This is a genomic window from Loktanella sp. M215 (assembly GCF_021735925.1).
GTDB lineage: Bacteria > Pseudomonadota > Alphaproteobacteria > Rhodobacterales > Rhodobacteraceae > Loktanella.
On record NZ_WMEA01000001.1, the window covers coordinates 175,820 to 197,839 of the forward strand.

Here is a 22,020-nt window from a genome sequence, read left to right on the forward strand (position 1 = left end):
GCTTATTCAGTCGCCTGAATGTCCGCGACCATCTGCTTGAGTTTGTCGGACGTGACGTACTTGTCGTAGACCGGCTTCATCGCGTCGATGAACGGCTGCTTGTCGATATCCGTGACGATCTCGGCACCGGCGGCGCGCACCTTCTCCTCGGATTCCTTCTCGCTGGCGGCCCAGAGATCACGCATGACGGGCACGACGTCCTTGGCAGCCTGACGCACGACCGCCTGATCTTCCGCGCTCAGCTTTTCGAAGCTGGTCTTGGACATCACCAGCACTTCCGGCACGATCAGGTGTTCGTCCATCGTGTAGTACTTGGCGACCTCGAAGTGACCCGAGGAATCGTAGGACGGCCAGTTGTTCTCGGCCCCGTCGATGACGCCGGTCTGGATGCTGGAATAGACCTCGCCGTAAGGCATCGGGGTCGCGTTCGCGCCCAGTGCGCCGACCATGTCGACGAACATGTCCGACTGCATGACGCGGAACTTCATGCCGGCCAGGTCGGCCACGGAATTGATCGGCTTTTCAGAGTTGTAAAAGCTGCGCGAGCCGCCGTCGAAGAAAGCCAGACCGACCAGATCATGGTCGGAAAAAGCGTCCAGAATCTGCTCACCCACGGGGCCGTCCATGACCTTGTGCATGTGATCGACCGACCGGAAGATATAGGGCAGCGACGGCACTTGCGTTTCTTCGATGATATTGTTGAACGGCCCGAGCGAGACGCGGTTCATGTCGATGACGCCGAACTGCGTCTGCTCGATGGTGTCCTTTTCCTCGCCCAGCTGCGCCGAGGCGAAGACCTCGATGCACAGGCGGCCGTCGGTGCGTTCCTCCAGCAGTTTGCCCATTTCCTGCACGGCGACCACGGTCGGGTAGCCTTCGGGGTGGGTGTCCGACGACCGCAGCGTCGTCTCGCAGGCGGTGGCGGCGGTGGCCATGGCGGCGCTGCCCAGCAGGGCCGCGATCAGAGATGTCTTCAGTGTCATTTAATTTCCTCCCTGGAAATGGTCGTGGTCAAAGCCGGTAGGCCTGTTTTGCCAACCGGTAGGCGAGGTCTTTTGCAACCTCGGGCGCCTCGTCCGCGTCCAGTCGCCCGGAGGCGATGAGCGTGGCGAGGAAGGCGCAGTCGACGCGGCGGGCGACGTCGTGCCGCGCCGGGATCGAGCAGAAGGCACGGGTGTCGTCGTTGAACCCGACCGTGTTGTAAAAGCCCGCCGTTTCTGTCGCCATCTGGCGGAACCGCAGCATCCCCTCGGGGCTGTCGTGGAACCACCAAGGCGGACCAAGGCGCAGGCAGGGATAGACGCCAGCCAGCGGAGCAAGCTCGCGGGCATAGGTGCTTTCGTCCAGCGTGAACAGGATGACCGACAGGTCGGCACGGTGACCCACGGCGTCCAGCAGCGGTTTCAATGCGTGGACGTAATCGGTGCGGGTCGGGATATCGTAGCCCTTGTCGCGGCCAAAGCGGGCCGCGACGGTGTCCGAGTGATTGCGGAACGATCCCGGATGGATCTGCAGGACCAGACCGTCATCCAGCGACATCCGCGCCATTTCCGTCAGCATGTGACCGCGAAAGGCATCGGCCTCGTCCGCGGTGCAGGTGCCCTGCAGCGCCTTGTCGAACAGGCGCGCCGCCACGTCCTGCGGCAGGTCTTCGGTCCGCGCCGTGGGATGGCCGTGATCGCTGGAGGTCGCGCCGAAAGACTTGAAGTAATCGCGCCGGTTGCGGTGCGCGGCCAAGTATCCGGTCCAGGTCGCGGTATCCTCGCCCGCCATCTTTCCCATCTTGGCCACGTTGTCGGCGAAGCCCGCGAATTCCGGGTCGACCACGGCGTCAGGGCGATAGGCGGTCACGACCTTGCCGGTCCAGCCGCTGTCGCGGATCATCCGGTGCCATTTCAGGTCGTCGATGGCGGATTCGGTGGTCGAGATCGCCTCGATATTGAACCGCTCGAACAGGGACCTGGGCCGGAAGGCGTCGGTCTTCAGTTGCGCGTCGATCTGGTCATAGACCGCGTCAGCGTTGGCGGCGGACAGCCTTTCCTTGACGCCGAAGACGTCCTGAAACGCATGATCCAGCCACATGCGGGACGGCGTGCCCCGGAACAGATGAAAATTCTGCGCGAAAAGGCGCCAGATCTTGCGAGGATCCGCCTCGATCGATCCGCCGTCGGCGCGGGGCACGCCAAGGTCCTCCAGCGGGATGCCCTGGCTGTGCAGCATGCGAAAGACGTAGTGATCAGGCGTCACAAACAGCTGGGCGGGATCGGGGAAAGCGTTGTTTTCCGCAAACCAGCGCGGGTCTGTGTGGCCGTGCGGACTGATGATCGGCAGATCGCGGATGCCTTCGTACAGGTCCCGCGCCACGGCACGCAGGCCGGCATCGTTACCCAGCAGTCGGTCATCGTCCAGTATCGGCATCGGCGTCGTCCCCCCGTGGCGATTCTGTTCGCCACGGCGTCAAGCTAACAACTAGAAAACTAATATGCTAGTTTTTTATTTGTGTCTGCGGTAGTCTAAGGTAAGAAGCGCTGATCGCAGCCGGGAGGGTGAGGATGACGTTCGTACAACAGATGCCGGGGACGTCCCTGTCGCTGCCGGCCCTAGAGGACGCGCCCCGCCCGTCGGTTACGGATCAGGTGTTCGACCTGCTGCAACGGCACATCCTGTCACTCGACCTGCCGCCCGGCAGCAAGATGTCGGAGGTCGAGGTCGCCCAGCAGATGGGCGTCTCTCGCCAGCCGGTCCGCGATGCCTTCTACCGTCTGTCAAAGCTGGGCTTTCTGAACATCCGCCCGCAGCGCGCCACGACCGTCAGCCTGATCTCGGAGGCCGCGATCCTGCGGGCCAAGTTCATCCGCACGGCGCTGGAGGCCGAAACCTTCAAAATGGCCTGCGAGACGCTGACCGCACCGGATCTGGAAGCGCTGCAGCACCTGATCGACCGACAGGCCGAGGCGATCAGTCGCGATGCGCGCAGCGATTTCCACACCCTCGACGACAGGTTCCACCGCGAGATCTGCGAACGCTCCGGCGTGGGTTTCGCCTGGGATCTGATCCACGAAAGCAAGGCCCACATGGACCGGGTGCGGATGCTGTCCCTCAGCACCGCGTCGCAGAAGATGGCGTTGCAGGAACACATCCGCATCCTTGACGCGATCACCCGCCGCGACAGCGACGCCGCCATCGCGCTGCTGCGCGAACACCTCAGCCGGATCAGGGGATTGATCGACCAGATCAAGGCCGAGAATCACAGCTGGTTCACGGACGACGCATCATGACCGGGGGTTTCCTCAGCATCGGCGAATGCATGGTCGAGATGGCCCCCCTTCCCGGCGCGGGCGACTATCGCATGGGCTACGCCGGCGATACACTGAACACGGCGTGGTATCTGCGCCGGCTTCTGCCGCAGGGGCTGGCAGTGTCCTATTTCACGGCGGTCGGCACGGATGCCGTGTCGGACCGGATGGTCGCTTTTCTGGGGCAGGCCGGGATCGAGACGGGCCACGTGCAGCGCAGGACGGACCGGACCGTCGGCCTGTACCTGATCCAGCTGACCGAGGGCGAGCGCAGCTTCAGCTATTGGCGCGGGCAAAGTGCGGCCCGCACGTTGGCCGCCGATGCGGCCGTGCTGGATTTGGCATTGGCAGGCATGGCGACCGCCTATTTTTCGGGGATCACGCTAGCGATTCTGCCAAAGCCTGACCGCGCGCGCCTGCTGGACCGGCTGGCCGCCTTCCGGTCGCAGGGTGGCCGGGTCGTGTTCGATCCCAACCTGCGGCCGCGGCTGTGGGACGACACGGCGACGATGACGCAGGCGGTGATGCAGGCGGCGGCGGTCAGCGATACCGTGCTGCCGTCGCACGAGGACGAGGCGGCGTGGTTCGGCGACACGGATCCCGCAGCCACGGCCGCGCGCTATGCGCAGGCCGGCGCGTCAGAGGTCATCGTCAAGAATGGCGCGGGTACGATGCTGGCCCTGTGCGACGGTGCCCGAACGGAGGTCCAGCCGGTGCAGGTTGCGCAGGTCATCGACACCACAGCAGCGGGCGACAGCTTCAACGCGGGCTACCTTGCCGCGCGCCAGAATGGTGCGGGCGTGGCGGACGCGATGGCCTTTGCGGCAAAGCTCGCGGCACAGGTGATCCAGACCCGTGGCGCGCTGATGACCCCGACGGCCACCCTGCCGCAGTAGAGTCAGGTCCGCTCGTCGGCGTCCGGCTCTGGATCATCGTCCAGAAAGATGCGCAGGGCGTTGCCGCTGTCGTCGTCGTACTGACTGGACCGGACCGTCCAGATGAACCCCGCAAGGCCCAGCCCCCCCAGCACCAGCGAGACGGGGATCAGGATCAGCAGGATGTTCATCGCACCCACCGCATGCGCTGCGCGTTCAGCAGAACGGTCAGCGACGAGGCCGACATCGCCAGTGCTGCCGCCAGCGGCGTCGCAAAGCCTGACAGTGCAACGGGGATCGCCACCGCGTTGTACAGCGCCGCAATGGCGAAGTTCTGCTGCGACAGCCGCCGCGTCGCCCGCGCGACCTGCAAGACCAGCGGCAGATCCGCAAGGCTTTCGCTCAGTACCACGATGTCGGCGGCATTGCGCGACGCCTCAAGCGCCGTGGAGGGCGCGATAGAGGCATGGGCTGCGGCCAGTGCTGCCGTGTCGTTCAGGCCGTCGCCCACCATCAGCACGCGTGCGCCTGCAGCGGTCAGCGCATGCACCCGTCTCAGCTTGTCGGCGGGCGTCGCACGGAAGGTGACGGGCAGCGACAGGCGCGCGGCCAGCGCCGATGCGGGCGCGTCCGCGTCGCCGGTCACGATCTCTGACGGCAGATCAAGGTGCGCCAGCGCGTCGACCACACCGGGCCGCAGCGCCTCTGACAACGCCAAGCCCACCGGTGCGGCGTCACCCACCGTCAGGGCGAACTGCCCGGTGAAGGGATCCCGGCCCAGACGCACGACAGCACCGTCAAGGCGCCCGATCATGCCCTCGCCCGGCAGTTCGCGGATGTCCGTGACCTGCGCCGCCGGCGTATCGGCAAGCACCGTCAGCAGCGCCCGCGACACCGGGTGGTGCGACGCCTGAGCCAGCGCCTTGGCGATGGTTTTCTCTGCTGCGGTCATCCCCGCTGGCAGGGCGACGGCGGGGCGGGTCAGGGTGCCGGTCTTGTCGAAGACGATACAGGTCACCTCGGCCAGCCGTTCAAGTGCCGTGGCGTGGCGCACCAGAAAGCCTGCGGCGAACAGGCGGCTGATGGCGGCGGTGGACACGGCGGGCACCGCAAGGCCCAGCGCGCAGGGGCAGGTAATGATCAGGACCGAAATCGCGATGTTCAGCGACAGGCGCAGATCGCCCGTGGCGATCATCCAGCCCGCGAAAGCCAGCAGCGCGAGGCCGTGCACCGCAGGCGCATAGATCCGCGCCGCCCTATCGGCCAGCGCGGTATAGCCGTTGCGTGCATTCTCGGCGGTTTCCACCATGGCGGCCATCCGGCGCAGCGATGTGTCGGCACCCACCGACAGGGCGCGCACCCGCAGCGGCGCGGCGAGGTTGACCTCTCCCGCGTGCAGGGTCGCGCCGTGGCGCAGGGTGACGGCAGCACTTTCGCCGGTCAGAAAGGACCGGTCCAGCAGCGCGCCGTCCGATTCGAGCAGACCGTCCACCGCCACCCGCGCGCCTGACGGAACAAGGATCAGATCGCCGGCGGCCAGTGCCGTGACGGCGACCGTTTCGGTGACATCGCCGATCAGCCGCTCGGCGGTCTGCACCTCAAGCGCAGTCAGCTCGCGCGCAGCGGACCGGGCGGCGCTGCGGGTGCGGTGATCCATGTAGCGCCCGATCAGCAGGAAGAACGTCAGCGACAGGGCCGCGTCGAAATAGGCGTGGGTGCCGCCCTGAAACGTCTCGAACAGAGACATGGCCGATGCCAGCAGGATCGCGAGCGAGATCGGCACGTCCATGTTCAGACGCCCCGCCCGCAGCGCCGAGAGGGCCGAGACGAAGAACGGCTGCCCCGCGTAGGCCACCGCCGGCAGGGCAATGGCGGCAGAGATCATGTGGAACATGTCCCGCGTCGCACCCGCCGCCCCGGCCCAGACGGCGACGGACAGCAGCATGACGTTCATCATGGCAAATCCAGCGACCGCCAGCCGCACCAGCAGCGTCCGGCCTACGTCGTCGCGACCGGCATCAAGAGATGCGGCATCCAGCGGATAGACCTCGAACCCCAGCCCGGTCACGGCACCCAGCACGGCAGCGGGTGCGACGCGACCGGTCACCGACAGCCGCTTCATCGACAGGTTCACCCGGACCGAGGCGATGCCGTTCAGATGCGCCAGACCGCGCTCGATCTGGCCGATACAGGCGGCGCAATGGACGCCGGGGACAGAGAATTGCAGCGCCGGACCCTGCGCCGTGTCCAGCGCCATCGGGGCCGCGGCGCAGGCGGGGCAGCCGGACATCATGGCAGGACCTTCACGACGATCCTTTGCTGGAACAGGGTGCCGTCCGCGCTGCGCGCCTTGATGCGCAGGTTCCAGTTGCCGCCGCCGCCATCGGCGACCGTGGCGACAAGCGCCGCGCCGTCGAATTTGAAATCCGGCGTCTGGTCGCGCTGCACGCTGGTCGCACGGCCAAAAATCGCGGATTCGATCACCGGCGCGATGGGCCTGCCCTGTTCGAGGATGCGCAGCGCCAGCCGGTCGCCGTGGATCGTGGCCGAGACGTCCCACCCCAGCGCCACCTGCGCGTCACGGTCCGCGTCGAAGGTCTGGCTGGCGACGTAGGAGTTGTCGACCTCCAGCCCCGGAAAGGTATGCACCGCCTGATAGGCCAGCGTCAGGTTCACGGCGATGATGACGCCGAAGGCCATGATGAAGCCGGTCAAAACGTGCCAGCCGGTGATCTCTCGGGTCATTGGACCCTCCCGTTGAAGGTGGTGGCGTGGCTGGCCCGGTGCGTCGTCGCGGTATCCTCGACCCAGAGGCGCAGCGGCGTGGTATGGGCCGTGGCCGCCGGATCGCCCGGGGCGGCGGTGACGTAGACGCGGCTCATGACCGTGGTGTCGGCGGGGACGTCGACGTTCTGTGCGGCGTCGGCCCCTTCGACGGCGATGGTCAGAGGGGTGTCAGCGCTCAGGCTCAGGTGGAACTGCCGCGCGTCGCCGGACTTGTTGCGCAGGCGCACGTCGTAGATGTTGCGCACCGCCCCATCGGATTGCACGACATAGGTGGGATTGCGGACCGGACTGACCGTCAGCTCGATATCGGAGCGGATGAACAGGGCATAGACCAGCCCTGCCCCGATCGCGGCCCACAGCAGCGTGTAGACGATCGTCCGCGGCCGCAGGATGTGCTGCCAGACGGGCCGCGGCGGCTTGCCCGCCCGCTCGCGCGGCTCGTCCGTCAGGGCCATGTAGTCGATCAATCCGCGCGGCTTGCCGATGCGGTCCATCACGTCGTCGCAGGCGTCGATGCACAGGGCACAGGTGATGCATTCCATCTGCTGCCCCTCGCGGATGTCGATGCCCATCGGGCAGACGTTCACGCAGGCCATGCAGTCGATGCAGTCGCCCTTGGCGGCCACCGGGTCGGTGCCCGCGTGCAGGGCCTGCGCCAGATCGGGTGTCTCGCGCCGGCCCTTGCCGCGCGGCTCTCCTCGCCAGTCGCGGTAGGCGACGGTCAGGGTGTCGGGGTCCATCATCGCGGACTGGATGCGGGGCCAGGGGCACATGTAGATACAGACCTGTTCGCGCATGAACCCGCCAAACACGAAGGTGGTCGCCGTCAGGATCGCGATGGTGATATAGGCCGCGGGATGCGCTGACCCGTTCAGCAGGTCCATCATCAGCGTCGGCGCATCGGTGAAATAGAAGACCCAGGCGCCCCCGGTTGCCAGCGCGATGCCCAGCCAGACCGTCCATTTGACCGAACGGAGCCATGCCTTGTGCGCGCTCCATGTCGCGTGGTGCAGGCGGACGCGGGCGTTGCGGTCGCCTTCGATCCAGCGTTCGACCAGAATGAACAGGTCGGTCCAGACGGTCTGCGGGCAGGTGTAACCGCACCAAACCCGGCCCAGCGCCGAGGTGAACAGGAACAACCCCAGCCCCGCCATGATCAGCAGGCCTGCCACGAAGTAGAACTCGTGCGGCCAGATCTCGATCCAGAAGAAATAGAACCGCCGGTGCGCCAGATCGACCAGCACCGCCTGATCGGGCAGGTGCGGGCCGCAGTCCCAGCGCAGCCAGGGCATGAGGTAGTAGATGCCAAGCGTCAGCGCCATGATCCACCATTTCAGGCGTCGGAACGGGCCGGAAACCCGCTTGGGAAAAATGGGTTCGCGGGCGGCGTAAAGGGATGTCGTAGACATGATGGACCTATGCTTTCGCCCCGCGTCTAGGCGGCGGATGCGGGCCCTGCGTTGATCTGGATCAACCGGGCGTCACTCTCCGCCGCCAAGCCCGTGGACATATACCGCAACCGCGGCGACATCGGCGTCCGAAAGGCGCTGGCCCCAGGCGGGCATGACACCGAATCGGGCCTTGCTGACTGTCTCGGTCAGTGTCGCGGGGTCGCCACCATACAGCCAGATCGCATCGGTCAGGTTCGGGGCGCCCATGTCGCGGTTGCCTTTGGCATTGTCGCCGTGACAGGCGGCGCAGTTTTCGGAAAAGACCGTGGCCCCCGCCGTGACGGTGGCAGGATCGACCGCAGGGTCCGACAGGCTGCCGACGTAGGCCACGACAGAGGCGATCTCTGGCTTGCTGAGGATCTCGCCGAAGGCGGGCATCTGGGACCAGCGGGCGTCGGGGTCGCTGTCGTTGCGCACGCCGTGGCCGACCGTATAGGCGACGGCGGTGATGTCGCCGCCCCACAGCCAGTCGTCATCCAGCAGGTTGGGATAGCCCTTGGCCCCCGCCGCACCGGACCCGTGGCACTGGCTGCAATTCGCGCGAAACACAGCGGCACCGCGGGCCACCGCGTAGCGCTGCAACGGATCCCCCGGCGTCAGGGTCGCAAGATCGGCGGCCACAAGATCCGCGGTCAGCGTGGCGTTCGCCGCCTCGTGCGCCGCGATGTCGGTGGCAATGTTGGCGCGGGTGGACCAGCCCAGCAGGCCGGGTGTCGCGCCATGGATCATCGGCCATGCGGGATAAAGCACCGTATAGCCGATCGCCCAGACGATGCAGGCATAAAGCGTCCAGAGCCACCAGCGCGGCAGCGGGTTGTTCAACTCCTGAATGCCGTCCCAGCTGTGTCCGGTCGTCTCGACCCCGGTTTCCTTGTCGATCTGCTTGTCAGTCATGGGGCTGGGCCTTTCCGGTGTCGGCGCTGCAGGCACAGGTTTCGCAGGTGCCGGCGCAGGTCTTGGGGGCTGGATCGTTGCGGAACGGGATCAGGCTCGCGTCTTCGCGCGCCCGGCGTTGGCCGGGCAGATAGGCCCAGATGCCCGCGGCCGCGAAGAAGCCGAACATCGCCAGCAGCACCCAGCTGTCGGCCAGCTGGCGCAGGAAGGTATAGGTGTGCATCAGCGCCTCCTAGCGGCTGGGGTCCGGCACGAAGGTCGAGAAGTCGACCATCGTGCCAAGGACCTGCAGGTATGAAATCAGGGCATCCATCTCGGTGACCCCCGGCTGGCCGTCGAAGTTGGCGACGGCGGCGCCGGGATAGCGAGCCAGCAGGTCGGCGGTATCTGCCTCGGGGTCGGCCTGCGCGCGGAAGTCCTGATGCGCCCGGGCGATGTCCTCGTCCGTGTAGGGGACACCGACGAAACGGTGGGTCTTCATCAGGTCGTCGACGTATTCGCCACTGATCGGGGTGCGGGCCAGAAAGGCGTATTGCGGCATGACGCTTTCGGGCACGACCGATTGCGGATCGCTCAGGTGATCGACATGCCATGCGTTCGAATAGCGCGCCCCGACGCGGGCAAGGTCCGGGCCGGTCCGTTTGGACCCCCACTGGAACGGGTGGTCATACATGGACTCGGCGGCCAGGGAATAGTGGCCGTACCGCTCCACCTCGTCGCGCATGGGCCGGATCATCTGGCTGTGGCAGACATAGCAGCCTTCGCGGACATAGATATCGCGGCCCGTCAGCTCCAGCGGGGAATAGGGGCGCACGCCCTCGACCGTCTCGATGGTGTTTTCCAGCCAGAAGAGCGGTGCAATTTCCACGATGCCGCCGATGCTGACCACCAGCAGCGACGCCGCCAGCAGCAGCGTCGGGCTTTTTTCAAGAATCGCGTGTTTGTCGAGAATGGACATGGTCGTGATCCTTATTCAGCCGCAACGGCGTAGCGGGCCGGTGTGGCGGTGGTGACGGGACGCCCGGCGCGGATCGTCATCCACATGTTCCAGACCATGATCAGCGCGCCCGACAGGAACATCACGCCACCCAGGGACCGCACGACATACATCGGGTATTTCGCGGCGACGGTGTCTGCGAAGGCATTGACGAGGAACCCCTGGTCATCGACCTCGCGCCACATCAGGCCTTCCATGATGCCCGACACCCACATGGACGAGGCGTAGAGCACGATGCCCAGCGTCGCGAGCCAGAAGTGCCAGCTGATCGCGCGGACGGAATGCATTTCCGTGCGGCCCCAGAGGCGTGGCGTCAGATAATAAAGGCAGGCGAAGGTGATCATGCCGTTCCAGCCCAGCGCGCCGGAATGGACGTGGCCGATGGTCCAGTCGGTATAATGCGACAGCGAGTTGACCGCGCGGATCGACATCATCGGCCCCTCGAACGTCGACATGCCGTAGAACCCCAGGCTCAGCACGAACATCCGCATGATGGGATCGGTGCGCAGCTTGTCCCAGGCGCCCTGCAGGGTCATCAGACCGTTGATCATGCCGCCCCAGCTTGGCATCCAGAGCACGATGGAGAAGACCATGCCCAGCGTCGCGGCCCAGTCGGGCAGCGCCGTGTAATGCAGGTGGTGCGGACCGGCCCAGATATAGAGGAAGATCAGCGCCCAGAAGTGGATGATCGACAGCTTATAGCTGTAGATCGGACGCTCTGCCTGCTTTGGCACGAAGTAATACATCATGCCAAGAAAGCCTGCGGTCAGGAAGAATCCGACGGCGTTGTGGCCATACCACCACTGGGTCATCGCATCCTGCACGCCGGAAAAGACCTGCACGGACTTGCTGCCCCAGATGCTGACCGGGATGCTGAGGTTGTTGACCACGTGCAGCATCGCGACGGTCACGATGAAGGCGAGGTAGAACCAGTTCGCGACGTAGATGTGCTTTTCCTTGCGGCGCACGATGGTGCCGAGGAACACCGCCAGATAGGTCAGCCAGACGACCGTCAGCCACAGGTCGGTATACCATTCCGGTTCCGCGTATTCCTTGGATTGGGTCGATCCCAAAAGGTAGCCGGTTGCCGCCAGCACGATGAACAGCTGATAGCCCCAGAACACGAACCACGCGGATTTGCCGCCCCAGAGGCGCACGGCGCTGGTGCGCTGGACGACGTAGAAGGACGTGCAGATCAGGGCGTTGCCACCGAAGGCAAAGATCACGGCGCTGGTGTGCAGCGGCCGCAACCGGCCAAAGTTGGCGTAGGGCTGCGCCCAGTCGAAGTTCAGCGAGGGGTAGGCCAGCTGGAACGCGATGAAGGTGCCGACAAGGAACCCCGCGATGCCCCAGAACGCCGTGGCGATCACCCCGGCGCGGATGACGCCGTCGTTGTATTCACCCATCGGTGCGGCGGGGGCGGACGCCTCGTCCGTCTGGCGCAGGACGCGCCAGAAGAGGTATGTCGCAACCCCCATCACAAGGACGGCATGGACCTGATAGGCCAGATCCCTTGCCCAGTTGGCCCCCAGCGCCGCCAGCAGGATCACGCATCCCAGCAGCGTCAGCTTCACGTAGTTCATTGTCGCATCCCTCGTCGTGGCGGCGCGCGCGGCATGGCACGGCCGGTCCAATCAACGAGGGGTTACGCGGCCCGGGATGGCACGACGTTGATCTGGATCAACACCGCGTGATAATCACGATCAGAGTGCACCTTCCGCGTCGTCACCCGTCGCGGCCTTCAGGCGGGACGGGTCGAGGACGATCATCCGGCTGCGCGCGGAGGCATCGAGGATGCCGTCCTTCTTCATCGCGCTGAACTGGCGACTGACGGTTTCCAGCGTCAGGCCTAGGTAGTTGGCGATCTGGTCCCGCGTCATCGGCAGGTGGACCGGGGCATCCGCATCCACCGGTCCGGCGATCCGGGACCGGCGCACAACCATCGACACGAAGGTCGCGACCTTTTCGCGCGCGGTCTTGCGGCCCAGCAGCAGCATCCAGTCGCGCGCCGCATCCAGCTCGTCCAGCGCCAGTTCCAACAAGCGCTGGGCGACGTGTGGCGTCTCAGCGATCAACCGTTCGAACGGCTCTCTGGCAAAGCAGCACAGCGTGACGTTGGTCATGGCGATCACGTCAAAGTCGATCTGCGCCCGCCCGGGCCGCCCGATGAAGTCCGACGGCAGCAGCAGGCCCACGGTCTGCGTCCGTCCGTCCTCCAGCGTCCGCGACAGGCTGGCGACCCCCCCGACCAGCGAGGCCACGAAGGTCAGCGGCTCTCCACGCCACAGGATCGTGTCGCCCGCGACATAGGTCCGGTAGGTTTTCATGCCTTCCAGCAGCAGCAATTCGGCCGGGTCGCAATGCGCGCAGACAGCCCTGTGCCGGATCGGGCAGGCGTTGCACGTCTTCATGTCGGCCATTTTCATAAAAGTTCCTGATCTCGATCAAAGACGACTGATCTGGACCCTTTTAACATTTTGCGGCCTCGATGACGACACCCCATGAACGGAAAGAATCGGGGCGACCCCAGATCGACCGGCACGCCTTGATCGGACGCGGGGGGTTGCCGCCGGGCTCGTCGCTGTCAGCGGCACCCGCCTAGCCTTGCAGTTTTCAGACAGCCGGGCAATCGTGACACCCGACCACGGGCAACCTGTCCGCCCCGGATCCGACGAGGAGCATGTCTTGCATCATCCGACCAGTGCCCCGGCAGAACGCGCGCCGCGCGGGACAACGGCCGCCCGCCCCCATATCAGGGGAAGGGACGACCGGCCATGACCGAAGATACGGCGATCAGGATCGCATTCCTTGGCACGGGCCTGATGGGCGCGCCGATGGTGCGCCGTCTGCTGGCGGCCGGCCATAGCGTGACGGTCTGGAACCGCTCGGCCGAAAAGACGCGGGCGCTCGCCGATGACGGGGCCCGTGTCGCAGCCACCCCGGCAGAGGCCGCAGCCGGTGCAGAGATCGTGTTCACCATGCTGTCGGACGGGGCCGCCGTGGCGGATGTGTTGTTCGCGCAGGGTGCTGCCGCGGCCATGACCGCCGGTGCGGTCGTCATCGATACCTCCTCGATCGCGCCGCCCCTGGCGCGGGATCACGCCCAGCGGCTGGAAGACATGCACATTGCCCATGTCGACTGCCCCGTCTCGGGCGGCGTCGCTGGCGCGGAGGCGGGCACGCTGGCGCTGATGGCCGGTGGCGATGCCACCGTGATCGACCGGATCGCTCCGGTCATGGCCGCACTCGGCCGATTGACCCACGTGGGGCCGCCCGGGGCCGGACAGGTCTGCAAGCTGGCGAACCAGCAGATCGTCGCCATCACCATCGCCGCCGTGGCCGAGGCGATGATCCTCGTGCAGGCCGGTGGCGCCGACCGCGGCAAGTTCCGCGACGCGATCCGCGGCGGCTTTGCCGAAAGCCGCATCCTTGATCTGCACGGCGGGCGCATGATCGCCCGCGACTTTGCCCCCGGCGGTCCGTCCCGCCTGCACCTCAAGGACCTGGATGCCGTCGCAGCCCTCTCTGGCAGCGCCGACCTGACGCTGCCGCTGACCGAAGCGGTGCACGCGGCCTTTCGGGACTTCGTCGGTCAGGGGCATGGCGACACCGACCACAGCGGGATTTTGCTGCACCTCGAAGGTCTGAACGACAGAACTGCGCGAAAGGACGACGCATGAGCACGACACTTTTCGATCTGACGGGCAAGCGGGTGCTGATCACAGGATCGTCGCAGGGGATCGGGGCCGCATTGGCAAAGGGGCTGGCCGACGCCGGCGCCGCCGTGGTGCTGAACGGGCGCAATGCGACCACGCTCGCCGCAGCCGCGGCCACCCTGCGCGCGACGGGCGCCGTCGTGGACACGTTGTCCTTTGACGTGACGAACCACGACGCGGTGCGCAGCGCCATCGACGGGTTCGAGGCCGAGACAGGTGCCATCGACGTCCTGATCAACAACGCGGGCATGCAATACCGCGCCCCGCTGGAGGATTTCCCCGCCGACGCCTTCGAGCGTCTGTTGCAGACCAATGTCGCATCGGTCTTTCACGTGGGTCAGGCGGTGGCGCGGCACATGATCGCGCGCGGGGCGGGCAAGATCGTCAATATCGCCAGCGTGCAGACCGCCCTCGCCCGCCCCGGCATCGCCCCCTATACGGCGACCAAGGGGGCCGTGGCCAACCTGACCAAGGGCATGGCGACCGACTGGGCGCGCCACGGCCTGCAATGCAACGCCATCGCGCCGGGATATTTTGAAACACCGCTGAACCGCGCGTTGATGGACGATCCCTCCTTCAACGACTGGCTGACGAAACGCACGCCCGCGGGCCGCTGGGGCCAGGTCGAGGAACTGGTCGGCGCCGCGATCTTCCTGTCGTCGGCGGCATCGTCCTTCGTCAACGGCACGACCGTCTTTGTCGACGGCGGCATCACGGTCTCGCTGTGAACTTGCGATGCGTGGTCATGGGCGTCTCTGGCTGCGGCAAGAGCACGGTCGCTGCCGCCTTGGCCCAGCGGACCGGCGCCACCTATGTGGACGGTGACGCGCTGCACCCGCCGGCCAATATCGCCAAGATGGCCCGGGGTGCTGCGCTGACCGATGACGACCGCTGGCCATGGCTCGCCTCTGTCGGGGATCGTTTGCGGCCCGGTGGGATCGTCATCGCCTGTTCAGCCCTCAAACGCAGCTATCGTGACCTGATCGTGCGGCAGGCGCGACAACCGGTCACCTTTCTGCATCTGGACGGCACCCGAGAGGTTCTGGCCGACCGCATGGCGCACCGCCACCGCCATTTCATGCCGCTGTCACTGCTGGACAGCCAGCTTGCCACACTGGAACGACCCGGTTCGGACGAGGATGCCGTCATCGTGTCGATCGACCAGCCGGTCGACATGATCGTGACCCGGTTTCTGACGACGATTCGGTTTACGGACCCTCTGGAAAAGTCTCAGTGACGTCTCGGCGCGACGCAAGGTAAGGGCATCAACACAGCGTTGCCAGATCGGTTCTGGTCAGCCCACGCGCTGTTGGTTAGACTCGGGTGAAGTTTAAACGGGACGACGGATCATGACACAGGCGCAGGCCGGTAATGCGGCCTTCAACATCATGATCGTCGGTCAGGGTGGCCGCCTTCAGCACGAGGCCTTGCTGTTCATGGCATCCTTGCGCGAAATGTCCCCGGATTTCGCTGGCAAGGTCTTTGTCGCCGAACCTCAGCCCGGCCCCCTTTGGGATGAGGACCCGCGGATGGATGCGGCTTTCCGTGACGCACTGACAGAATTGGGTGCACAGGTCCGCCCCTTCATGTCGACCGCCTTCGGCAGCGGCTATCCCTACGGCAACAAGATCGAGGGGCTGACGGTGTTGCCCGCGGGCGAGCCCTTTGTGTTTTTCGACACCGATACGCTGGTGACGGGTGATCTTTCCAAGGTGCCGTTCGATCTCGACCGCCCCGCCGCCTCGATGAAACGCGAGGGGACGTGGCCACAGGAAGAGTTGTACTGGCCGGGATATACCGCGATCTGGAAGGCGCTTTACGACCGGTTCGGACTGGATTTCGCCAGCAGCCTCGATCTGTCGCACCCGGACGAATACTGGCAGCGCTACCTTTACTTCAACGCCGGCTGGTTCTTTGGTGCCGATCCGGTCGCGTTTCACCGGCTGTTTCTGGACTACGCCCTGTCCGTGCGCGACGACACGCCGGAGGCACTGGTGATCCAGTCGCTGGACCCCTGGCTGGACCAGATCGTGCTGCCGCTGGTGATTCATGCGCTGGGCGGCGGGCGGCCCGGACCGGACCTGTCGGGACTGGACGGCGATGTGACCTGCCATTACCGGGTGCTGCCGCTGTTCTATGCCCGCGAAAGCGATCACGCGGTGCAGGTCATGGAGACGGTGACGGCCCCCAACAAGATCAAGAAGCACCTGAAGGGCCATGATGCCTTCAAGCGGATGATCTATCAGGGGCGCGGGCAGAAGGTGCGGGCGATGTTCGACCGCAACGACCTGCCGCCCAAGGAAAGCCAGATCCGCAACCAGATTAAGTCGGCGGGGTTCTGGACCCGGTAAGGTGCGCGCCTCGGGGCTGGCGTCGCTGCGGGGCTCTGCCCCGGACCCCGAAGTATTTCTGACCAGAAGAAGACGGGGCGGCCGGCGTCAGTGCGCGAAGATCGCGGCGTCGTCGGCGAAGCCCTTGATCTCGATCGGATTGCCAGAAGGGTCGCGGAAGAACATCGTCCATTGCTCGCCCGGCTCGCCCTTGAACCGGACGGAAGGGGCGAGAATGAAATCGGTCTGACGCTCTTCCAACCGGCCCGCGAGGACGGTCCAGTCTTCCAGCGGGAGGACGACGCCGAAGTGCGGCATCGGCACCATGTGATCGCCGACCTTGCCCGTCGGCGCGTTTGCGAAGGGTTCGCCCAGATGCAGCGAGAGCTGGTGACCGAAGAAGTCGAAATCGACCCAAGTGTCGGTCGAGCGCCCTTCGGTGGCGCCGAGTGCGCCGGTGTAGAATTCCCGCGCCACGTCCAGATCGGTGACGTGATAGGCGAAATGGAAGGGGTGTGGCATGGCGCGGTCCTTGGGCGTTGAGTGGCGGTCCGGAAAGACCTAAACCGTTCAGGCGGCTTTTCAAAGGGAGAGAGACACATGACCGACGGCCCCAGCTACGGCTTCGACACACTTCAGATCCACGCGGGGGCGCGGCCCGATCCCGCGACCGGCGCGCGGCAGGTCCCGATCTATCAGACGACCGCCTATGTGTTCCGCGATGCGGACCATGCGGCAGCGCTCTTCAACCTGCAGGAGGTCGGCTACATCTATTCGCGGCTGACCAACCCCACCGTGGCTGCGTTGCAGGAACGCATCGCCACGCTGGAAGGCGGCGCGGATGCTGTCTGCTGTTCGTCGGGTCACGCGGCACAACTGATGGCGCTGTTCCCGCTGATGGCGCCGGGCAAGAACATCGTGGCCTCGACCCGGCTCTATGGCGGGACGGTCACGCAGTTCACCCAGACGATTAAGCGCTTTGGCTGGTCAGCGACCTTCGTGGACTTCGACGATCTGGAGGCGGTGAAGGCCGCTATCACGGACGACACGCAGGCGATCTTTGGGGAGGCGATCGCCAATCCCGGCGGCTATATCATGGACGTGCGCGCGATTGCCGATATCGCCGATGCGGCAGGCATTCCGCTGATCATCGACAACACGACGGCAACCCCGTACCTGTGCCGCCCGATCGAGCATGGGGCGACGCTGGTCGTCCATTCGACGACGAAATACCTGACCGGCAACGGCACCGTCACGGGCGGCTGCGTCGTCGATTCGGGCAAGTTCGACTGGGCCGCGTCGGGCAAGTTCCCGTCCCTGAGCGAGCCGGAGCCCGCCTATCACGGCTTGAAATTCGCAGAGACCTTCGGCCCGCTCGCCTTCACCTTTCACGGTATCGCCATCGGGTTGCGCGATCTGGGCATGACGATGAATCCGCAGGGTGCGCATTACACCCTGATGGGGATCGAGACGCTGTCGCTGCGCATGGCGCGCCACGTGGAAAACGCCGTGAAGATCGCCAAGTGGCTGGAGGCGGACGATCGCATCGACTTCGTCACCTATGCCGGGCTGGAAAGCAGCAAGTACTACGACCGGGTCAAGACCGTCTGCCCCAAGGGGGCGGGTGGCCTGTTCACATTTGCGGTGAAGGGTGGCTATGCCGCCTGCATGAAGCTGATCGACGGGCTGGAGATCTTCAGCCACGTGGCCAACCTTGGCGACACGCGCAGTCTGATCATCCACCCCGCCTCGACCACGCACCGGCAGTTGCAGGAAAACCAGCAGCGCGCAGCGGGGGCGGCACCGGAAATCGTACGCGTCAGCATCGGGATCGAGGATGCCGACGACCTGATCGCCGATCTGGATCAGGCGCTGGCCAAGGCCGTCGCCTGATCTGTTGCGGGGCGTGTCGCTGACCCGCCCCGCAGACCCGGATCAGTCGGTCAGGCCGTAGGTGATGGTCACATCTGCATTGATCGTGATCTGACCGGCCGCGACCGGCACCTTTTCGACGCTGTCCATCGCCATGCGCATCATCGGCTGCGGCGCGCCGCCGGTGTTGCCGCCTTCGGTCAGCATCGTGATCGGACCCAGTGTCACGGCGGCGGCCTGCGCGTAAAGCTGCGCCTTGTCCATCGCGTCGGCCACCGCCGCGCGGCGGGCCTCGTCCAGCGCGGGCTTGCGATCCTTCAGATCGAAGGTCAGGCCGTTCATCTGGTTGGCGCCTTCCTGCACGACCGCATCAAGGGTCTGACCCAGCGTCGACAGATCCATCACGTTCACATTGACGTCAGTGACGGCGGTATAGCCCGTCACACGCGACGACTGGGTCGCCTCGTCGTAGGTTTGCTGCACATCGACCCGCAGGCCACTGGTCTGAACGTCGTCGGCGCTGATACCCGCAGCCGTCAGGCTGGCCATCACCTTTTCCATGTCGGCGCTCATCGCGCGCACGGCGTCCGCAGCCGTATCGGCCTGCGCCAGCACGCCCAGAGAGATGCGGGCCATGTCCGGGGCAACGGCGACTTCGCCGGTCCCGCTGACGGTCAATGCGGCGTCAGTGGTCGCTTCCTGTGCCGCAACAGGGGCCGCAAGGGCGCATAGAAGCAGGGCTGCTGGTATCTGGGGTCTCATGGTGTCGATCTCTCTGGTCTGTTGAAAACAGGCGAGCACACGCCACCGGGATTGCGAACGCCTTGGCCCCCGCAGGATTCTGCGCTAGCCTGCTGCAATGGGAAACAGGATGTTTCCCGCGCAGCGCAGGGACAGATGGCCATTCGATGATACCCAATTTTGCTCTCTCGCTCTCGTTCGACGGTATCGCCTTGCTGCAGCGGGTGCCAGATGGCTGGCACCTTGTGGGCGAGGTCCCGCTGGACGTCCCAGACCTGAAAGCAGCACTTGCCGACCTGCGGCGGACCGCCGTGCGGATCGCGCCGGATGGCTTGCGGACTAAGCTGGTGATCCCCGGCGACCAGATCCGGTTCATGTCGCTGGACACGGATCAGGCCAGCCAGTCCGACGTCGAAACGGCCCTTGAAGGCACGACGCCCTATACGCTTGACGAACTCGTGATCGATTTCACCCGCAACGGCGGCCAGACCCATATCGCCGCGGTCGCGCGCGAGACGCTGGACGAGGCCGAGACCTTTGCCCGGGAGCACGGCTTTGATCCCGTGGCCTGCGTCGCCGTGCCGGAACCGGGCACCTTTGCGACCGAAGTCTTTCTGACTGCCTTGGGCGAGTCCGGGGCCGTGCGGGACGACCGGCCCGTCCGGCAGACCGGCACGGTACGCCTTCCGGCTGAACCCGCGAAGAGGCCGGAGGCTCGCAATGCGTCTGCGACGGCGGATGCGACCCCGCCAGAGGTGGAACCACAGACCGAAGCCGCGCCGGTGGCCATGGCCGGCCCCGTGGCCAAAGCGCCCGACGGTGATGCGGCAGAGGTACCGCGCAAAGACGACACACCCGTCTTTGCCTCTCGGAGCAAGGTCGCTGCCCCGGCGCTGAAGGGCGCGGCACAGGGTGCGAAGCCGGACACCGCCATGGCAGCGGCAGCCCTGCCCGGCTGCGTTGCGCCCGCAAGACTGCGCGAGGCGATGGACAAGGCCGAAACGGCCAGCCAGCAGGCTGCGCCCACAATAACGGCGGTCAGAGCCCGCGTGGCAGGCGCCGGCATGCCCTCTGGCGGTCAAGGCGGGATCGCGACCAACCCCGCAGCAACACCCGCGGCACTTGACCGGAAACAACGCATCACACCGGATGTGCCCTCTCGCACCTCCGCCCCGGCGGTGGCCGGCACGCCGGAAGCGCGATCCGTCCCCGCGCCGGACACAGAGCCGTCGTTCACCCGCCGCAAGGAACCGCCGCCGCCACTGGTCGGCAAGGCGCGCGCGGCCGCGACCCCGGCCCTGCGGGCCACCACGCAAAGCGATGCGCCGGTGTCGGCCCTGACCGCTGCGGCGGCACCGCCGCAGACCCCCGCTCCGGTTTCCCCCGCCCCGACTGCCCGCGTGCCGGACGTCGCCCCGATGGTCGCCGCAGACCGCAAGACGCGGATCCCGGCGGCCAGTCCCACGACAGTGCCCCCGGCCTTAAGCACCCCCCGCGGCAAACCCCGGTTCCTGGGCCTGATCCTGACGGCGATCCTGCTGGTCGTCCTGCTGCTGATCGGCCTTTGGGCCTCTACCCTGCCGCCGGGCGGCATTGCGGGCTGGTTCCGGGGATCGGCCACCGACGACGCGGTTGCCGCATCGGACCTCATACCCTCTGACGCGGTGCAGATAGCTGCGGCCGCCAGCCCGCAGCCCGCCGTAACGGATGCTGCCCCAGTGGCAGAACCCGTGATCACAGCTGCGGTGGCACCGGCCACTGTCGCAGACCAACCCACCGTGACCGAGGTGCAACCCGTCAGCGCAGCGCGCGCGCCTGCCGGTCGGGTGCTGACCCCGGACGAGGCGAACCGCATCTATGCCGCGACCGGCGTCTATCAGCGCGCCCCGCGCATCGCGGTGACACCGCGCAGCGCCACGCTGGAAGGGGTCGGACCGATCGCCGTGGTGGCCGCACCGCCGGTCGTGCCGCAACCGCTGATGCCGACCCTGGCTGCGGCAGAGCCCGACGCCCTGATCGCGGCACAGCCGATCCCGCCCGGCCCGAATGATACGTTCGAGCGTGACGCACGCGGCAATATCCTTGCGACGCCGGAGGGCACGGTCACGCCACAAGGCGCCGTGGTCTTTGCCGGCGCTCCGGACCTGCGCCCGGTGATCCGGCCCGGCACGCCGAATGCACCTCCCGCTGCGGCCGTGACACCGCCTGTCGCACCGGTCGCACGACCCGCCGGTCTGGCAGCGACAGCCATACCGGCGCAGGCGGCCACTGCAGCCCCGCCGATCCGCCCCGTGCTGCGCCCGCAATCCGCGGCCCCGGCGACAAGCGCTGCGGCGAACGCTGCCCCGCTGCCGCCCTATACCGGCACACGCCCCAAGCTGCGGCCTGCGAGCCTTATCCCGCCGGCCGCCGTCGCCATCGCCGCCTACACCGGGACCCGCCCGGTGCTGCGCCCCGCCGGCATTGCACCCCCCGCCACGCAAGAGACGACGCCCGAAGAGGTCGCACCGACCCCGGTCGCCGACATTTCTGCCGTCGCCGCTGCCATTGCCGCCGCCGCACCCCGGTCCAGCTTCACGAACCGGACCGCTCTTGCGGTCAGCATCATTCCCCGCCCGGCCCCGCGTCCGCGCAACTTTGCCCAGGTCGTTGCCCGGACGCGGACCGTCGCTCCGCCGCCAGCCGTCGCCGCTCCTGCCGCGCCGACGCGCACCGCGGCCGTCGCCGCCACGCCTTCCCCGCCGACCATCGTCGCCCCCAGCGGCAATGTCCCCGGAGGCGTCGCCCGCGCCGCCACCATCGACAAGGCGATGAACATGCGGCAGATGAACCTCGTCGGCGTCTACGGCAAACCGAACGCCCGCCGCGCCCTCGTGCGTCTTGGCAACGGTCGCTACGTCAAGGTCGAGGTGGGCAGCCGCCTCGACGGCGGTCAGGTCACTGCGATCGGCGACACTGCGCTGAATTTCGTCAAGCGCGGCAAGACCTATGCCCTGACCCTTCCGGGCTGACCCGCACCGCCGCCTCATGTCGGTTCGGAAACCATCCGTGATCGCCGTGC

At 66.4% G+C, this 22,020-nt stretch carries 21 protein-coding genes; 8 read left to right on the top strand and 13 right to left on the bottom strand.

What is annotated here, in order from left to right; genetic code table 11:
* Window positions 1-2 precede the first annotated feature (2 nt).
* Both GLR48_RS00855 and uxaC read right to left on the bottom strand, forming a co-directional pair.
* A complete protein-coding gene (locus GLR48_RS00855) occupies window positions 3-983 on the bottom strand; it encodes a TRAP transporter substrate-binding protein (protein WP_237057863.1) in 981 nt (326 codons plus the stop codon).
* 28 nt (window positions 984-1,011) lie between these two features.
* Window positions 1,012-2,418 (bottom strand): glucuronate isomerase, encoded by a 1,407-nt coding sequence (gene uxaC, locus GLR48_RS00860; RefSeq protein ID WP_237057865.1) that lies wholly within the window; start codon window positions 2,416-2,418, stop codon window positions 1,012-1,014.
* Between the two features lie 134 nt (window positions 2,419-2,552).
* Between uxaC and GLR48_RS00865 the strand changes: the two genes are divergently transcribed.
* Complete coding sequence (locus tag GLR48_RS00865; protein ID WP_237057867.1) at window positions 2,553-3,278, top strand: GntR family transcriptional regulator; 726 nt, start codon at window positions 2,553-2,555, stop codon at window positions 3,276-3,278.
* The gene (locus GLR48_RS00870) at window positions 3,275-4,192 is read left to right on the top strand and encodes a sugar kinase (protein WP_237057869.1); all 918 of its coding nucleotides are present in this window, start codon (window positions 3,275-3,277) and stop codon (window positions 4,190-4,192) included. The genes GLR48_RS00865 and GLR48_RS00870 overlap by 4 nt, the downstream gene beginning before the upstream one ends.
* A 2-nt stretch (window positions 4,193-4,194) precedes the next feature.
* Here the strand turns inward: GLR48_RS00870 and ccoS are convergent, their stop codons facing one another.
* The 9 genes from ccoS to fnrL form a co-directional block, all read right to left on the bottom strand.
* Entirely contained in the window at window positions 4,195-4,362 is a 168-nt protein-coding gene (gene ccoS, locus GLR48_RS00875; RefSeq protein ID WP_237057871.1) for a cbb3-type cytochrome oxidase assembly protein CcoS, read from the bottom strand.
* Complete coding sequence (locus GLR48_RS00880; RefSeq protein WP_237057873.1) at window positions 4,359-6,464, bottom strand: heavy metal translocating P-type ATPase; 2,106 nt, start codon at window positions 6,462-6,464, stop codon at window positions 4,359-4,361. Before GLR48_RS00880 ends, ccoS begins: the two co-directional genes overlap by 4 nt.
* On the bottom strand, window positions 6,461-6,916 hold the full coding sequence (locus tag GLR48_RS00885; RefSeq protein WP_237057875.1) for a FixH family protein: 456 nt from the start codon (window positions 6,914-6,916) through the stop codon (window positions 6,461-6,463). The genes GLR48_RS00880 and GLR48_RS00885 overlap by 4 nt, the downstream gene beginning before the upstream one ends.
* A complete protein-coding gene (ccoG, locus tag GLR48_RS00890) occupies window positions 6,913-8,367 on the bottom strand; it encodes a cytochrome c oxidase accessory protein CcoG (protein WP_237057876.1) in 1,455 nt (484 codons plus the stop codon). Before ccoG ends, GLR48_RS00885 begins: the two co-directional genes overlap by 4 nt.
* Window positions 8,368-8,439: 72 nt before the next feature.
* Complete coding sequence (gene ccoP, locus GLR48_RS00895) at window positions 8,440-9,303, bottom strand: cytochrome-c oxidase, cbb3-type subunit III (RefSeq protein WP_237057878.1); 864 nt, start codon at window positions 9,301-9,303, stop codon at window positions 8,440-8,442.
* Window positions 9,296-9,526, bottom strand: a complete 231-nt coding sequence (locus GLR48_RS00900) for a cbb3-type cytochrome c oxidase subunit 3 (RefSeq protein WP_237057880.1) — start codon at window positions 9,524-9,526, stop codon at window positions 9,296-9,298. Before GLR48_RS00900 ends, ccoP begins: the two co-directional genes overlap by 8 nt.
* A gap of 9 nt (window positions 9,527-9,535) precedes the next feature.
* Complete coding sequence (gene ccoO, locus GLR48_RS00905) at window positions 9,536-10,261, bottom strand: cytochrome-c oxidase, cbb3-type subunit II (RefSeq protein ID WP_237057882.1); 726 nt, start codon at window positions 10,259-10,261, stop codon at window positions 9,536-9,538.
* 11 nt (window positions 10,262-10,272) lie between these two features.
* Window positions 10,273-11,883, bottom strand: coding sequence for a cytochrome-c oxidase, cbb3-type subunit I (gene ccoN / locus GLR48_RS00910; protein ID WP_237057884.1), 1,611 nt, complete (start codon window positions 11,881-11,883; stop codon window positions 10,273-10,275).
* A 120-nt stretch (window positions 11,884-12,003) separates the two neighbouring features.
* A complete protein-coding gene (fnrL, locus tag GLR48_RS00915; protein WP_237057886.1) occupies window positions 12,004-12,726 on the bottom strand; it encodes a transcriptional regulator FnrL in 723 nt (240 codons plus the stop codon).
* 348 nt (window positions 12,727-13,074) lie between these two features.
* Between fnrL and GLR48_RS00920 the strand changes: the two genes are divergently transcribed.
* From GLR48_RS00920 to GLR48_RS00935, 4 genes are all read left to right on the top strand, one after another.
* Window positions 13,075-13,980, top strand: coding sequence for an NAD(P)-dependent oxidoreductase (locus GLR48_RS00920; protein ID WP_237057888.1), 906 nt, complete (start codon window positions 13,075-13,077; stop codon window positions 13,978-13,980).
* On the top strand, window positions 13,977-14,744 hold the full coding sequence (locus GLR48_RS00925) for an SDR family oxidoreductase (RefSeq protein WP_237057890.1): 768 nt from the start codon (window positions 13,977-13,979) through the stop codon (window positions 14,742-14,744). The genes GLR48_RS00920 and GLR48_RS00925 overlap by 4 nt, the downstream gene beginning before the upstream one ends.
* The gene (locus GLR48_RS00930; RefSeq protein ID WP_237057892.1) at window positions 14,741-15,253 is read left to right on the top strand and encodes a gluconokinase; all 513 of its coding nucleotides are present in this window, start codon (window positions 14,741-14,743) and stop codon (window positions 15,251-15,253) included. The genes GLR48_RS00925 and GLR48_RS00930 overlap by 4 nt, the downstream gene beginning before the upstream one ends.
* Window positions 15,254-15,365: 112 nt before the next feature.
* Complete coding sequence (locus tag GLR48_RS00935; RefSeq protein WP_237057894.1) at window positions 15,366-16,367, top strand: hypothetical protein; 1,002 nt, start codon at window positions 15,366-15,368, stop codon at window positions 16,365-16,367.
* An 87-nt stretch (window positions 16,368-16,454) separates the two neighbouring features.
* Here GLR48_RS00935 and GLR48_RS00940 read toward each other — a convergent pair whose 3' ends face one another.
* The gene (locus GLR48_RS00940; protein WP_237057897.1) at window positions 16,455-16,868 is read right to left on the bottom strand and encodes a VOC family protein; all 414 of its coding nucleotides are present in this window, start codon (window positions 16,866-16,868) and stop codon (window positions 16,455-16,457) included.
* Between the two features lie 78 nt (window positions 16,869-16,946).
* Here GLR48_RS00940 and GLR48_RS00945 point away from each other — a divergent pair, with 78 nt between their 5' ends.
* Complete coding sequence (locus GLR48_RS00945) at window positions 16,947-18,239, top strand: O-acetylhomoserine aminocarboxypropyltransferase/cysteine synthase family protein (protein ID WP_237057899.1); 1,293 nt, start codon at window positions 16,947-16,949, stop codon at window positions 18,237-18,239.
* Window positions 18,240-18,281: 42 nt separating this feature from the next.
* Here GLR48_RS00945 and GLR48_RS00950 read toward each other — a convergent pair whose 3' ends face one another.
* On the bottom strand, window positions 18,282-18,980 hold the full coding sequence (locus tag GLR48_RS00950) for an SIMPL domain-containing protein (RefSeq protein WP_237057901.1): 699 nt from the start codon (window positions 18,978-18,980) through the stop codon (window positions 18,282-18,284).
* A gap of 146 nt (window positions 18,981-19,126) precedes the next feature.
* On the opposite strand from GLR48_RS00950, the gene GLR48_RS00955 reads away from it, so the two are divergent.
* Window positions 19,127-21,970, top strand: a complete 2,844-nt coding sequence (locus GLR48_RS00955; protein ID WP_237057903.1) for a hypothetical protein — start codon at window positions 19,127-19,129, stop codon at window positions 21,968-21,970.
* The last annotated feature ends 50 nt before the right edge of the window (window positions 21,971-22,020 follow it).

What these genes read in the sequence shown, in the direction of transcription:
- GLR48_RS00855 (WP_237057863.1), bottom strand. Translation starts at nt 983, where the DNA reads ATGACACTGAAGACATCTCTGATCGCGGCCCTGCTGGGCAGCGCCGCC.
- uxaC (WP_237057865.1), bottom strand. Translation starts at nt 2,418, where the DNA reads ATGCCGATACTGGACGATGACCGACTGCTGGGTAACGATGCCGGCCTG.
- GLR48_RS00865 (WP_237057867.1), top strand. Translation starts at nt 2,553, where the DNA reads ATGACGTTCGTACAACAGATGCCGGGGACGTCCCTGTCGCTGCCGGCC.
- GLR48_RS00870 (WP_237057869.1), top strand. Translation starts at nt 3,275, where the DNA reads ATGACCGGGGGTTTCCTCAGCATCGGCGAATGCATGGTCGAGATGGCC.
- ccoS (WP_237057871.1), bottom strand. Translation starts at nt 4,362, where the DNA reads ATGAACATCCTGCTGATCCTGATCCCCGTCTCGCTGGTGCTGGGGGGG.
- GLR48_RS00880 (WP_237057873.1), bottom strand. Translation starts at nt 6,464, where the DNA reads ATGATGTCCGGCTGCCCCGCCTGCGCCGCGGCCCCGATGGCGCTGGAC.
- GLR48_RS00885 (WP_237057875.1), bottom strand. Translation starts at nt 6,916, where the DNA reads ATGACCCGAGAGATCACCGGCTGGCACGTTTTGACCGGCTTCATCATG.
- ccoG (WP_237057876.1), bottom strand. Translation starts at nt 8,367, where the DNA reads ATGTCTACGACATCCCTTTACGCCGCCCGCGAACCCATTTTTCCCAAG.
- ccoP (WP_237057878.1), bottom strand. Translation starts at nt 9,303, where the DNA reads ATGACTGACAAGCAGATCGACAAGGAAACCGGGGTCGAGACGACCGGA.
- GLR48_RS00900 (WP_237057880.1), bottom strand. Translation starts at nt 9,526, where the DNA reads ATGCACACCTATACCTTCCTGCGCCAGCTGGCCGACAGCTGGGTGCTG.
- ccoO (WP_237057882.1), bottom strand. Translation starts at nt 10,261, where the DNA reads ATGTCCATTCTCGACAAACACGCGATTCTTGAAAAAAGCCCGACGCTG.
- ccoN (WP_237057884.1), bottom strand. Translation starts at nt 11,883, where the DNA reads ATGAACTACGTGAAGCTGACGCTGCTGGGATGCGTGATCCTGCTGGCG.
- fnrL (WP_237057886.1), bottom strand. Translation starts at nt 12,726, where the DNA reads ATGAAAATGGCCGACATGAAGACGTGCAACGCCTGCCCGATCCGGCAC.
- GLR48_RS00920 (WP_237057888.1), top strand. Translation starts at nt 13,075, where the DNA reads ATGACCGAAGATACGGCGATCAGGATCGCATTCCTTGGCACGGGCCTG.
- GLR48_RS00925 (WP_237057890.1), top strand. Translation starts at nt 13,977, where the DNA reads ATGAGCACGACACTTTTCGATCTGACGGGCAAGCGGGTGCTGATCACA.
- GLR48_RS00935 (WP_237057894.1), top strand. Translation starts at nt 15,366, where the DNA reads ATGACACAGGCGCAGGCCGGTAATGCGGCCTTCAACATCATGATCGTC.
- GLR48_RS00940 (WP_237057897.1), bottom strand. Translation starts at nt 16,868, where the DNA reads ATGCCACACCCCTTCCATTTCGCCTATCACGTCACCGATCTGGACGTG.
- GLR48_RS00945 (WP_237057899.1), top strand. Translation starts at nt 16,947, where the DNA reads ATGACCGACGGCCCCAGCTACGGCTTCGACACACTTCAGATCCACGCG.
- GLR48_RS00950 (WP_237057901.1), bottom strand. Translation starts at nt 18,980, where the DNA reads ATGAGACCCCAGATACCAGCAGCCCTGCTTCTATGCGCCCTTGCGGCC.
- GLR48_RS00955 (WP_237057903.1), top strand. Translation starts at nt 19,127, where the DNA reads ATGATACCCAATTTTGCTCTCTCGCTCTCGTTCGACGGTATCGCCTTG.